Source organism: Apibacter sp. wkB309 (assembly GCF_002964915.1).
In the GTDB taxonomy this organism is placed as follows: Bacteria; Bacteroidota; Bacteroidia; order Flavobacteriales; family Weeksellaceae; genus Apibacter.
Genome location: NZ_PSZL01000001.1, coordinates 74,314 through 87,668 on the forward strand (window position 1 = coordinate 74,314; position 13,355 = coordinate 87,668).

General features: G+C 30.2%; 10 protein-coding genes. 5 read left to right on the plus strand and 5 right to left on the minus strand.

The window, feature by feature from the left end:
* Positions 1-23 precede the first annotated feature (23 nt).
* The 3 genes from C4S75_RS00240 to C4S75_RS00250 form a co-directional block, all read right to left on the minus strand.
* The gene (locus C4S75_RS00240) at positions 24-830 is read right to left on the minus strand and encodes a hypothetical protein (RefSeq protein WP_105296311.1); all 807 of its coding nucleotides are present in this window, start codon (positions 828-830) and stop codon (positions 24-26) included.
* 57 nt (positions 831-887) lie between these two features.
* The gene (locus C4S75_RS00245; protein WP_105296312.1) at positions 888-1,757 is read right to left on the minus strand and encodes a hypothetical protein; all 870 of its coding nucleotides are present in this window, start codon (positions 1,755-1,757) and stop codon (positions 888-890) included.
* A gap of 733 nt (positions 1,758-2,490) precedes the next feature.
* Entirely contained in the window at positions 2,491-2,685 is a 195-nt protein-coding gene (locus C4S75_RS00250) for a hypothetical protein (protein ID WP_105296313.1), read from the minus strand.
* 108 nt (positions 2,686-2,793) lie between these two features.
* Here C4S75_RS00250 and C4S75_RS00255 point away from each other — a divergent pair, with 108 nt between their 5' ends.
* From C4S75_RS00255 to C4S75_RS00270, 4 genes are all read left to right on the plus strand, one after another.
* Positions 2,794-3,483, plus strand: coding sequence for a helix-turn-helix domain-containing protein (locus tag C4S75_RS00255; protein ID WP_105296314.1), 690 nt, complete (start codon positions 2,794-2,796; stop codon positions 3,481-3,483).
* 201 nt (positions 3,484-3,684) lie between these two features.
* Complete coding sequence (locus tag C4S75_RS00260; protein ID WP_105296315.1) at positions 3,685-4,374, plus strand: LexA family transcriptional regulator; 690 nt, start codon at positions 3,685-3,687, stop codon at positions 4,372-4,374.
* A 290-nt stretch (positions 4,375-4,664) separates the two neighbouring features.
* Positions 4,665-7,292: an ATP-dependent chaperone ClpB gene (clpB, locus tag C4S75_RS00265; RefSeq protein WP_105296316.1), complete on the plus strand. Its 2,628-nt coding sequence runs from the start codon at positions 4,665-4,667 to the stop codon at positions 7,290-7,292.
* A 317-nt stretch (positions 7,293-7,609) separates the two neighbouring features.
* Positions 7,610-9,478 carry a TolC family protein gene (locus tag C4S75_RS00270; protein ID WP_105296317.1) on the plus strand — a complete coding sequence of 623 codons (1,869 nt, stop codon included), beginning with the start codon at positions 7,610-7,612 and terminating at the stop codon, positions 9,476-9,478.
* Positions 9,479-9,544: 66 nt separating this feature from the next.
* Here the strand turns inward: C4S75_RS00270 and C4S75_RS00275 are convergent, their stop codons facing one another.
* Positions 9,545-10,129 (minus strand): riboflavin synthase, encoded by a 585-nt coding sequence (locus C4S75_RS00275; RefSeq protein WP_105296318.1) that lies wholly within the window; start codon positions 10,127-10,129, stop codon positions 9,545-9,547.
* Between the two features lie 219 nt (positions 10,130-10,348).
* Here C4S75_RS00275 and pdxA point away from each other — a divergent pair, with 219 nt between their 5' ends.
* Entirely contained in the window at positions 10,349-11,446 is a 1,098-nt protein-coding gene (pdxA, locus tag C4S75_RS00280) for a 4-hydroxythreonine-4-phosphate dehydrogenase PdxA (RefSeq protein WP_105296319.1), read from the plus strand.
* A 100-nt stretch (positions 11,447-11,546) separates the two neighbouring features.
* Here the strand turns inward: pdxA and rny are convergent, their stop codons facing one another.
* The gene (rny, locus tag C4S75_RS00285) at positions 11,547-13,118 is read right to left on the minus strand and encodes a ribonuclease Y (RefSeq protein ID WP_105296320.1); all 1,572 of its coding nucleotides are present in this window, start codon (positions 13,116-13,118) and stop codon (positions 11,547-11,549) included.
* Positions 13,119-13,355: the final 237 nt, after the last annotated feature.

Sequence of the window (13,355 nt, forward strand, 5' to 3'; positions counted from 1 at the left end):
ATTTAAAATTCATATGTATTAATTTAATTGTCTAAAAGTTCTGCATCTAATCGAACGGCGTAGAAATAAGATCCTTGAAAGTCGTCATTTGTTGTAGTATATGCGAATTCTTTATTACTTGTACTTCCAAATACTCTATATTCAAAAGTTTGTCCTTTAGGTATATTAACAAGAGCTGCTAATTGTGGCGTCCCAACTTTAGCTCCCGCTTGTTCTACCGGTATCCCCAAAATAGTATTATAAACTTTATCGCTAACTAATGGGTGCTTAGTAACATTTTTTAAATATATCCATACATTATTTCGAGGTTTTAAATCGTCGTTAACATGTTGGGTAGCTTTAACTACAAATTTAGAAAGAATCAACCATCTTCCTTGGGTAAGATGTAAAGGTTTTACTGTTAAATCTATAGCACTTTCATCTTGTGGCAACTGTATACCACTTCCAATTTCTCCGTTTTGAATATATGGTCTGGCAGGAGCTATCCATTGGGCATTTCCGAGTGAATCTGTACTAACTAATATATTATTATTAACTTGAGTTCCATCTTCTAATCGTATGTTCCCATTAACATCTAAGCCCGTATCCGGATTAACTTTTCCAACACCTAAATGACCATAGAGCTTTGCAGTCGGATCTGAGGCATTATTTGTACCGGGTTTGAAAATTACATCATCTGATGTATTTACTGGGACAGATATATTCCCATTATCTTTTTTAGCATCTATATGAAAAATAGCTTTAGGATTATCTGTGTTAACTCCTACTTGTGATAAACTAATTCCAATTGCTAATACACAAAAATTTATTGATAATATTATTTTTTTCATGACATGATTTTAAATATAAAAATTATAAGAATAATAAAGATCTTAATTTCACCCTCATTAATTAAAACTATCTATACGAATAGCTCTAAAATATGGTTTACCGGTGGTAAATGAATCATAATCACCATCTACAAATACTACTGTATTATGCCATATACTGGTACTTGCATAGGCACTAACTGTCATAGTTTGTCCCGTATCAACTTTTACGACATGAGTTAACTGAGGTGTACAAGCACAAGCTCCATCGCGTTCCGTAGCAAAACCAACAGTGGTTAATACAGCTTTTTTGAAGTCTGGCTCATTTTCATTATATAGTAACGTCCAAATATATTGATCAAAGCCATTTTCCTTTCCACAAAATTCTTGAAAATTAGACCCATTTCCTCTTGTTGTACGGGTGGTGTATTTAAGCTGAATCAGCCATGTACCTTCAGTCAGCTCTAATGACTTATCTGAAATTTTTACAGCAGGTTTTTTTCCGGCAGGTAAACTTGGATCACCGGGAATAATTGGATTGGAATCTATCAAATTAGGGGCTGTAGTTGAAGTTGCATCAAGTCTTGTATGAATTTGAATGATTGAACCTTCTCTTAGTTCCGGCATAGGTCTGGTAGAGACTACAAAATTACCATCTGCATCAGATGCAATAATTTTTCCTTTATCTATAGATCCCGGAGGAGTTACCCGCAATCCTTTACCTTTAGTACCTATAATTTCTAGCTTTGATTTAGGAGTTCGAGTACCTATACCCACATTTCCATTTGCATCTACAATAAAGTCATCTTGACTTAAATCTTTATTGGTTCCATTAATATGGAAAACTCCTTGAGGATCTTCCGTATTAATTCCCACTCTTTGGCTTTGAGAGAAAGAACAAACGGAAATCACTCCGAGTAATGAACATAATAAAATTCTCTTTTTCATAATGAATTATTAATTAACTTATTAACACTTAATTGATTTTCTATTTTTTTATTTTAAAAAATCTATTCTATTTTTAATGATCTCCTCTCTTATTTCATTATAAAAATTTTATTGCTACAATGGCATTAAAAATAGATGAACACTTAATTTTTTAAATTTTAAAACACTTAAACACTAACTTTATGGCGGTAAAGATAAACAAAAAAAAATTACAATCATAAAGTTTATATAACATTAATTACCTTTATCTTCTTACATTATCTCAAGGCTCCTAAACAAGATTTATAACATATAATGTCGGTTATTTTTATTTTTTCAGAATAAATTAGTCATTCATTTATATATATAAAACATTTATATAATTTAAATAAATTCTTGAACTATTAATTTAAAAAATCAATATTCTTATTTAAAATTAATTTAGTAACAATAAAGTTTACCTTTAAAAATATATAGATCAATAATTTTTAAATTTTACAGGATTAATTAGATACAGAGTATTTAAGCCAAGAAATTTAACTAGTATCATTAATTTTTTAAAATAGGAATTTTATTTTAAACTGCAGGTTATGATTTAAATTATGATCAACAATGAAATATTTTGTATTAAGATTATTATAATCATTTATTTAATAAGGCAACTCTCAATGAAGATAGTAATTTTCATTAATTCATAAGGAATAACTCTTATCCTTTTCATAGTGAAAAATTCAGATTTAAGAAATTAAGTTGATTAGCCTGAAATTTTCTTATGGTACTCTTTTATAAACCTTTCCCTATTACTAATTATTGCTTTTAACGCTTCTATTGCATCCATCTTTTCTCGTGAAAAACGAGCTCTTACATTTTCAGGGGTTATATTTAATAATTTCGATGCCAAAATATAATCTCCCACTTCAATTTTTCTTTTTATTTGTTCTACTGTCATAACAATAATGTATTTTTTGATATCTTTGTTTTATCTCAACACAAATATATATACATTTTGTTTATTTTAAAATTATTTTACACAAAATGTATATTTTTTATATTGAACATGGATAAAACTATCATTCTAAACGAAATTAAAAAATACTATGGTTTTACTAAAGATTCTCAATTAGTGAAACATTTAGGCATAACCTCACAAATATTGTATAATTGGAAAAGAAGGAATTCGTTCAACATTAAACTTATTTATACAAAATGTGAAATTTTTAATTATGAATGGTTGTTAACCGGAAAAGGTCCTATGCTGAAAAAAGATAATATCGGACAATCTAATATTATTTCAATAGCAGAAGAATCTGGATATAGTTCCTATAAAGGCAAAAAAAATCATATCCCTTTATATAATATAGATCGAAATGGTGGATTGAAAAATATATTTAGCAAAAAACATCATCAAGAAAATATTATAGATTTTATAAAAATGCCGGATCTGGCTGATTGCGACGGTGCTGCTTATGTAAAAGGGAATTCCATGTTACCAACTATACAAAATGGAGACATAATTATTTTTAAAACTATTTCTCTTAAAGACCTGTTTTGGGGTGAGCTTTATTTAATTGAGATATGTATGAATGATGATTCTTATTATATGTTAATTAAATATATTCAAAAATCTGAAAAAGGAGAACAATTTATTAAACTATTAGGACAAGACAACACAAACGCACCTCAAGATATTCCGGTTTCTAAAATTAATGCTATGGCTCTAATACGCGGAAGTATTCGAACCTTTTAAATTTTTATTTCATCAATTACTAATTCTTATCTCCTATATAATTTATATTATTCTATTCTTTATATTGTTTTTACGGTAATAATATAACATTGTTGTGACAATATAATAATTTTTAGTATATTTGTCTAATTATCAAATAGATATATAAACATACTGTTTATATAAAATTTATTTGAGTTTTAATTTTTATAACTACAATCTATGGAAAAAACTACCATATTGAATAAAATAAAGTTATTTTATGGATTCAAAAAAGATTCTGAATTAGCCAGATATCTTGGTATTTCTCCCCAAACCTTTTCGAATTGGAAAAAAAGAAACAGCTATGATTCTTTATTGATCCATACCAAATGTCCCGAAATAAATTTAGAATGGCTTCTCACTTATGAAGGCCCCATGTTAAAATCCCCAATTTTAGATAAAGATTTTCCAATGTCTGTATTGGAGGACCCCATGTTTAAATTACAAGAAAAAAATAATACCCATATCCCTCTTTATAATTTAGATTCTAATGGTGGATTAAAAAATATTGTTCATAAAAAATCAGAAAATACATTCATTTCAGGTTTTTTAAAAATACCTAATTTATCAGACTGTGATGGAGCTATTTATATAAAAGGAGAATCTATGCTTCCTCTTTTAAAAAATGGTGATATTGTTATTTTTAAAAATGCATCCATAGATAATATATTTTGGGGAGAATTATATATAATTGAAATTGCCTTATCTGAAGATTCCAATCATACCTTTGTTAGACACATCCAAAAATCCAGTTTAGGTAACGATTACATAAAATTAGTCAGCGCTAATTCTATGTTTGAATCTAAAGATGTTTCTTTAGATACCATAAATGCTATCGGCATGATACGAGCAAGTATCCGATATCATTAAATATTACACAAAATCTATAATTTATTTATAATATATTATACATCTGTAATTTTTAAAATTATATATGAATTTCATGTAATTTATTTTAAAGATGTAGTAATCAAAAAAACAATCCAATCTTTTAAGAGTCCAACACTCATGTCATTATGTCATTACATTTGATGTTTAAAATATAAATGATGCCATATTGTCTCGTTTTATTCATTTATTCCCTTATATATTGATTATAAAAATCTATCCATGATTTTGGTTTATATTTTGCTGAGAAAAAATGTAAGAGATTAAATAAAATGGATTTTAATAAATTAACCATCAAATCACAAGAAGCCTTGCAACAATCCCAAGTGATTGCACAAGGATTAGAAAATCAGGCCATTGAACCTGCGCATTTGCTTAAAGCTTTATTGGAAAGCGAAGCCAGTGTGATTACTTTCATATTAAAAAAACAAAACTCAAATTTAGCATATATTAACTCCGAACTTGATTCTATACTAAATTCTTTACCTAAAGTTAGCGGCGGACAAATTTATTTGTCCCAAAATTCTAATAAAGCTTTAAATGAAGCCCAATTAGAATCAACTAAGATGAAAGATGAATTTATAAGTTTAGAGCATATTTTCTTAGGACTGCTTTCCGTAAACGACAAAACCTCGCAATTATTAAAAAATCAAGGGGTCACCAAAGAAGGCGTACTTAAAGCAATCGAAGAAATTAGAAAGGGAGAACGAGTAACCTCTCAATCAGCAGAAGATACATATAATTCGTTAAACAAATATGCCAAAAACCTTAATGAATTAGCTCAAAACGGTAAACTAGACCCTGTAATAGGAAGAGATGACGAAATAAGAAGAGTTTTGCAAATTCTTTCTCGAAGAACAAAAAATAATCCTATATTAATAGGTGAACCCGGTGTCGGAAAAACTGCAATTGCCGAAGGAATAGCTCATCGAATCATTAATGGGGATGTTCCTGAAAATTTAAAGGATAAAACTATTTTTTCTTTAGATATGGGGGCTTTAATTGCTGGAGCAAAATATAAGGGTGAATTTGAAGAACGTCTAAAAGCAGTTGTTAAAGAAGTTACCGCTTCCAACGGAAATATAATTTTGTTTATTGATGAAATTCACACATTAGTTGGTGCCGGAGGAGGAGAAGGAGCCATGGATGCTGCGAACATTTTAAAACCGGCATTGGCTCGTGGCGAACTTCGTTCAATTGGAGCTACAACATTAAATGAATATCAAAAATATTTTGAAAAAGACAAAGCGTTGGAAAGACGTTTTCAAAAAGTGATGGTTGAAGAACCCGATGTGGATGATGCTATAGCTATATTACGTGGAATTAGAGAAAAGTATGAAGCCCATCACAAAGTACGTATTAAAGATGAAGCCGTAATTGCATCAGTGGAACTTTCCAATCGTTATATTTCCGACCGATTTTTACCGGACAAAGCCATAGACTTAATGGATGAAGCATCGGCAAAACTTCGTATGGAAATGAATTCCAAGCCTGAAGAATTGGATGCCTTAGACCGTAAAAAAATGCAGCTTGAAATTGAATTAGAGGCGGTTAAACGAGAAGCGGAAAGTCCTACTTCCAACGAAAGCATTAAACAAGCTAATGAAAAAAGGTTAGAAAATGTTAATGAAGAATTAGCACAACTTAATGAAAAAAGAAATGAGCTAAGCGCCTCCTGGAAAGCAGAAAAAGAAAGAGCGGATAAAGTTCAAGAAATCCGTAAAAATATTGAAGAATTTAAGATTGAAGCTGAAAAAGCAGAAAGATCCGGTGATTATGGAAAAGTTGCTGAATTACGTTACGGAAAAATTAAAGAACAAGAGGCTGAACTTGCTAAGGCTGAAGCCGAACTTTCTGATGATCGACCTAAATTGATCAAGGAAGAAGTTGATTCTGAAGACATTGCTGATGTAGTAGCTAAATGGACCGGTATTCCGGTTACTAAACTGGTACAAAGTGAACGAGAAAAATTATTAAATCTTGAATCTGTTCTTCACAAAAGGGTTGTCGGACAAGAAGAAGCAATTGAAGCAGTTGCAGATGCTATACGCAGAAACCGCGCGGGATTAAACGATGAAAGAAAGCCAATTGGATCATTCTTATTCTTAGGAACAACCGGTGTCGGTAAAACTGAATTAGCAAAAGCCTTAGCCGAATTTTTATTTGATGATGAAAATTCAATGACCCGAATTGACATGAGTGAATATCAAGAAAAACATTCTGTTAGCAGACTGGTAGGTGCGCCTCCGGGATATGTGGGTTATGATGAGGGTGGTCAGTTAACCGAAGCCGTTAGAAGAAGACCTTATTCTGTTATTTTATTGGATGAAATCGAAAAAGCTCATCCGGATGTTTTTAATATTTTATTACAAGTATTAGATGATGGTAGGCTTACAGATAATAAAGGAAGAACCGTTAATTTTAAAAATGCGATTATAGTTATGACTTCCAATTTGGGATCTCATTTAATTCAAGAAAATTTTGAAAAACTGGAAGGAAATAATTACAAAGAAATTTTAGAATTGACCAAAGAGCAGGTTATGGAACTGTTAAGGAAAACCCTTCGTCCTGAGTTTTTAAACCGTATCGATGAAACTATCGTATTTAAGCCTTTAAATAAGAATGAAATAAGAAGTATAATAGATATCCAATTAGATTCTCTTAATAAAATATTAGATAAAAAAGGAATTCGCATGAGCATGACCGATGAGGCTAAAGATTATATAATGAGTAAAGGCTATGATCCTACTTTTGGCGCCAGACCTTTAAAAAGATTGATTCAACATGAAATTTTAAATCAATTATCTAAGGAAATTTTAGGTGGAAAAATTAATGACAACGATACTATCGTCGCAGATTATTTTCCTGAAACCGGTCTAGTTTTTAGAAAAGAAAATTAATAAGAATACATAAATCATAATACATTATTTAATTAAAAAAAGGGTATATAATTTATACCCTTTTTTGGTTTTAGTTAATAAAGGTACTTCATATTATTTTTATTTTATATTTACGTCTTATATTTAGTATTCAACACTCTATCTTAATTAATAATACATAAATTTAAAGATGATGATATCATTTAAAATTAATTAGTATATTATCATATTAGACGTTAGATCTATAAATAAAACTTGATAAAAAATGTTTTTAGATAAGTTTGTAACAAAATAAATAATTATTCTACTTATAATACTGAAAATTCATTTACATAAGAATGAAACTAAACAACAGTATAATCGCTTTTTTCATAGTCGGATTTATTTCAGCGCAAAAAGTATGGTCTTTCAATGATTGTTTGTCTTACGCCAGAGAAAACAATTTGCAAGTACTTGCTTCTAAACTAAATGAACAAGTTCAAGAAAGTAATTTAAAAATTGCTAAAAAAGAAAAACTACCCGATCTTAAAGGTACTATAACCAACGGTATAACTTTTGGTCCATTGGCTACACAAAAGGTTACCCAAGATGGTATAACAGATTTTACCATAGATTCCTATTATAAATATACAGAAGGATACCAGAACAATCTTGCTCTTGAATCCTCCATGATACTTTATAACAACAGACGTTTACGATTAACAGAGGAAAAAAATTCTTTTTTGGTTCAACAAAATCAATATACCACTGAAAAAATCAAAAATGACATTTCATTACAATTAGTAGGAAATTATTTAACCGTTCTATTGAATAAAGAGCTTTTAGGAGTTCAACTAAATTCCATGGATACTCAAGCAAAAGATAAAGACAGGAATGAAAAATTATATAATGCCGGCAGCATACCTCTGAGTACTTTATATGAATCTAAATCCAATCTTGCGAATGCTAAACAAACGTATGAAAATGCTAAAATTGAAGTAGATCGTTCACTAATGGTTTTAGCCATGTTACTTCAAAAAGATTATCGAGATTTTCAGATAGAGGATGTTAAAGTTTCCGATGATATAGGAATGCCTCTTATCAATTTGGATGATATCATCAATTATGCTTTTAATAATCAACCAGTTATTAAATCTGCTGAATTAGGGGTTGAATCAGCAAAGAAAGATATTGATATTGCTAAAACCGCTTTTTATCCTTCAATTACCGGCGGATATAAAGTAAGTACTTTTTATCAGGATTATTTCGATCGTTCCAGTAAATCTATAGACGACCAATGGTATGACAATCACTCTCAAATGGTATCTGTTGGGGTTAACATTCCCATATTTAGTAAAGGAACAAATAAAATAAAAGTTCAGCAATCCCGAATTAATCAATTAATCCAAGAAAATCAGTTAGACCAAGAAAAATTAAATTTAAAGCAAAATATACAAACTTCTTATTTTGACGTAAATTCTGCTTATCAAACATTTACTTCTGCAAAAGAATTGGTAGAATCCACCGAATTATCCTATGAATTTGCACAAAAGAGTTTCACTGCAGGAAAAATTAATATTTACGATTTAAATACTGCAAGAAATAATTATTTCAACGCATTATCTCAAATGCTTCAAGCTAAATATTCATTTTTATTCAGATTAAAAATTCTAGATTTCTATATTGGAAAACCGTTAGAAATTTCATCTGATGAAAATACTAATTATAATAATTTAACACCTAGTAAAGAAACGGTTCAGGCAATAAATGATTTAACTTCAACTGATGTGGAAATTAAAAAACCGGAAGTTATAAAATCGAATAATATTACACAGGAAAGAAAAAATGCAAATCTTTCAACCCCAAAAACAACCGTTATAAAACCTGAAAATATTAGTAATGCTAAACCTAAGCCTTCTGTAAAATCTAAAGATGAAGTAAAAACTAGTACCGTTCCTGTTACGGCTCCTGTTAAAAATAATAATTCATCTCAACCCATAAAAACAGAAACGGTGAATAGTAAAAATATTCCGGTTAAATCATCAAATGAAAATTCGACAATAAAACCATCAACTAAAAATGATGCAGATGCTAAACGGGAAGCATTAATTAAAGAAAGAAGATTAAAATATAGTCAAGGCGCCAAACCTAAATTCCAGAATGATGCTCAAAGAGAAGCCTTAATTAAGGAAAGACGAGCTAAGCTGAGTAAAGGAATATATGACTAACTACTATGAAATAAAAAGACCTTTGCCAATTGGTAAAGGTCTTTTATTTTGAATTAAGTTTTTTTTTTACTTATATAAACCATACAATTTCTGTATATACTTACCAATAATATCAAATTCTAAATTTACTTTATCTCCAATTTTCAGATATTTAAAATTTGTATGATCCCATGTATACGGAATAATTGCAACTGAAAACTCATTATCCTTACTATCTACCACCGTTAAACTCACTCCATTCACAGTAATTGAACCTTTTTCCACGGTGATTTGTTTACCTGCATAGGTAAAAGTCAATAAAAAACTTCCTTCTTGATTTTCTATCGATTTCAATTCCCCTACTTGATCTACATGCCCCTGTACAATATGCCCATCTAATCTATCTGATACTTTAACACATCTTTCCAGATTAATATGATCACCAATGGTAAGAGTTGAAAAATGAGTTTTTTTTAATGTTTCAGCAATAGCTGTTACCGTATAAAATTCCGGATTTATATCTACAACTGTTAGACATGTTCCATTATGAGCTATACTTTGATCTATTTTTAATTCATCAATAAATGAAGCAGATATTGATATGGAGAGATTTTCATCTATTTTTTCCATATTAACTATCTTTCCCGTTTCTTCTACAATACCTGTAAACATATTCAATTTTTATTCAAAAGTACCATTTTATAATTTTTTTTAAATAGTCTATTGGCAATATTTAAACTCTCTAATATTTTGTTTTTAATTTATAATTATTGTTGATTTATAAATTAAAAAGCTTTATTTAATATAGCAATATTTCTATTTTATTAAATTATTATAAATTAAGTATATATTTTTTTCTACTTTTGTTATAATAAATTTCACAGTTCATATATGAGCGTTAAAAATAATAAGCTAAAAATAGGAATTAGTATAGGAGACCCTAACGGTATAGGAATTGAAGTAATATTGAAAACCCTTCAAAATAAAGAAATCTTGGATTTCTTTACACCGGTAATTTTTGCTTCTACTAAATTATTATCCTATCAAAAAAATATTTTCGGATTAAATTCTATCTATTTTCAAGGAATATTCAAAGCTGAAGAAGCTATTCAAGGAAAAATAAACGTTGTGAATTTATGGAAAGAAAATGTTTCTATTAGTTTTGGCAATTCAACCGAAGAAGGTACCAAAATAGCTAAAACTTCTTTATTAGCTGCTGTTGACGCTTTAAAACAAGGTTCCGTGGATGTTTTGGTTACTGCTCCTCTAAATTGGGAAAGCATGCAAACCCAAGGATTAAATTTTTTAAATCATACGGAATATCTTGAAAATACTCTTAAGGAGAAAGCACATTTACTTTTAGAAAACAGCGATTTAAGGATTGCATTTGCTACGTTTAATACTCCAATATCCAAAGTCTCTGAACTATTAAGTAAAGAATTAATTAAAAAACAAATTAAAGCTTTACATACCACTTTAATTCAAGACTTCTGTATTGAAAAACCCAAAATTGCGGTTTTAGGTTTAAATCCACATGCTGGAGAAAATGGTCTATTGGGAAGGGAAGAAATTAATTGTATTGAGCCGGCGATTAAAGAATCTTTTGATCGAGGCATTCTCTCCTTTGGTCCATACTCTGCTGATAGCTTCTTCTCGCCTAATATTTATACTTCTTTTGATGGAATATTAGCAATGTATCACGATCAAGGGCTTATTCCTTTTAAAACTCTAGCTTATGAATACGGCGTAAATTTTACCGGTGGATTATCTGTTGTTCATACTGAACCCAATCATGGAACAGCTTATTCGATAGCCGGACAAGGAATTGCGGATGCAAAATCATTTGAACAGGCAATTTTTGATGCCATAAAAATTTATAAAACTAGAAGAGAATATGTGAAATTAAAATCAAATGCCCTTCAAAAAACAAAAATTGAGGGTATTGATATTACTGTTGATGAAGATCTTCCCGAAGAAGGAGATGTATAATCGGATTGAAGTATAAATTTGAATATTGTTATAATCTAAAATAAAAAAAACTTTAAAATTAATTTTAAAGTTTTTTATTTTTATCTATTAAGTAAACAGTCTACCTGGCTATATTAACAGCTCTCGTTTCTCGAATAACAGTTACTTTAACCTGTCCCGGATATGTTAATTCATTTTGAATTTTTTCACTTATTTCAAAAGACAATTGTGATGCTTTCTGATCGTCTATTTTTTCACTTTGAACCATTACGCGTAATTCTCTACCGGCTTGAATTGCATAAGCTGTATTAACGCCATCAAAACTTAATGCTACATTTTCTAGGTCTCTAAGTCTTTGAATATATGATTCTACTACTTGTCTCCTTGCTCCCGGTCTTGCACCGCTAATTGCATCCGCTACTTGAATAATAGGCGCAATTAAACTTTTCATTTCAATTTCATCATGGTGGGCACCGATGGCATTAACAACGGTTTGATTTTCTCCATATTTTTCCGCCCATTGCATCCCTAATATTGCATGAGGATATTCGGATTCTTCTTCAGGAACCTTTCCAATATCATGCAATAATCCGGCACGTTTTGCGATTTTTGGATTAAGCCCTAGTTCGGAAGCTAAAATTCCTGCTATATTAGCAACCTCTCTTGAATGCTGTAAAAGGTTTTGTCCGTAGGAAGAACGATATTTCATTCTACCGACCATTTTTACTAATTCAGGATGTAATCCATGAATTCCTAAGTCGATAATGGTCTTTTTACCGATCTCTATAATTTCTTCTTCTATCTGTTGCTGGGTTTTAGCTACAATTTCTTCAATTCTTGCCGGATGGATTCTTCCATCGGTTACCAGTCTATGTAAAGATAATCTGGCTACTTCTCTCCTAACCGGATCAAAACAAGAAAGTAATATTGCTTCAGGAGTATCATCAACAATAATTTCAACCCCTGTAACTGCTTCTAAGGCCCGAATATTACGTCCTTCTCTTCCTATAATCCTACCTTTTATTTCATCTGATTCTATATTAAAAACAGACACCGAGTTTTCAATTGCTTGTTCAGTACCTACCCTCTGAATGGTTTGTACTATAATTTTTTTGGCTTCCGCCTTTGCATTTAACTGCGCTTCTTCAACAATGGCTTGGATTTGAGCTTGAGCTCTGGATCTTGCTTCCTGCTTTAGCGCTTCCACCAATTCAGCTTTTGCATCTTCAGCAGAATATCCTGAAATTTTTTCTAATATTTCTACCTGCTGTTCATGCATTTGATTTAATTCAGCTTGTTTTTTGGTTAGCGTTTCCGCTTTAATCTGATTATCATTTATGGCTTGATCTAATTGCTTTTTCTGAATATTATTCTGATGCAATTCGTCATTCAGCTTCGTTTCTTTGTCTTTAATTCTTTTTTCCACTTCAAGCATCTTCTTTTCTCTTTGATTAATTTGCTCTTCGTGTTGTAATTTTAATTCTAAGAATTTTTCTTTTGCTTGAAGCATTTTTTCCTGCTTAATGTTTTCGGCCTTAAGCTCTCCTTCCTTTAAGATCGCAGCAGCTTTGTCTTCTGCTTCTTTTAATTTATTTTCTCTATATTTATTTAGAGAACTTTTCGATAAGAAGTATCCTATAAATCCCCCAATAAAAAGGGTGGCGATTAACTCAAATATTATCGTTACATTCATACAATTAATTTATATAAAAAAACCTACATCAATCCTATTAAACTTTGATTTAAGTAAACTCCAATAAACAGGATTCAAGCTATGTTTTTTTCTCTGTAATCTGCTGTTGATATTGCTATCAAATCATCTGAGAAGATGAGAGGCAGCCCGCCATTAAAAAAAACAATCACTCAGTCAGTCAATTCGTGTTGAGTTTACTAAATTGAGTTAGAATCAATGTAGGTCATATCTTTGTTC

Excerpts from the sequence above, each read along its gene's own strand:
- C4S75_RS00250 (WP_105296313.1), bottom strand. The coding sequence starts at position 2,685 with ATGACAGTAGAACAAATAAAAAGAAAAATTGAAGTGGGAGATTATATT.
- pdxA (WP_105296319.1), top strand. The coding sequence starts at position 10,349 with ATGAGCGTTAAAAATAATAAGCTAAAAATAGGAATTAGTATAGGAGAC.
- rny (WP_105296320.1), bottom strand. The coding sequence starts at position 13,118 with ATGAATGTAACGATAATATTTGAGTTAATCGCCACCCTTTTTATTGGG.
- C4S75_RS00275 (WP_105296318.1), bottom strand. The coding sequence starts at position 10,129 with ATGTTTACAGGTATTGTAGAAGAAACGGGAAAGATAGTTAATATGGAA.
- clpB (WP_105296316.1), top strand. The coding sequence starts at position 4,665 with ATGGATTTTAATAAATTAACCATCAAATCACAAGAAGCCTTGCAACAA.
- C4S75_RS00255 (WP_105296314.1), top strand. The coding sequence starts at position 2,794 with ATGGATAAAACTATCATTCTAAACGAAATTAAAAAATACTATGGTTTT.
- C4S75_RS00240 (WP_105296311.1), bottom strand. The coding sequence starts at position 830 with ATGAAAAAAATAATATTATCAATAAATTTTTGTGTATTAGCAATTGGA.
- C4S75_RS00245 (WP_105296312.1), bottom strand. The coding sequence starts at position 1,757 with ATGAAAAAGAGAATTTTATTATGTTCATTACTCGGAGTGATTTCCGTT.
- C4S75_RS00270 (WP_105296317.1), top strand. The coding sequence starts at position 7,610 with ATGAAACTAAACAACAGTATAATCGCTTTTTTCATAGTCGGATTTATT.
- C4S75_RS00260 (WP_105296315.1), top strand. The coding sequence starts at position 3,685 with ATGGAAAAAACTACCATATTGAATAAAATAAAGTTATTTTATGGATTC.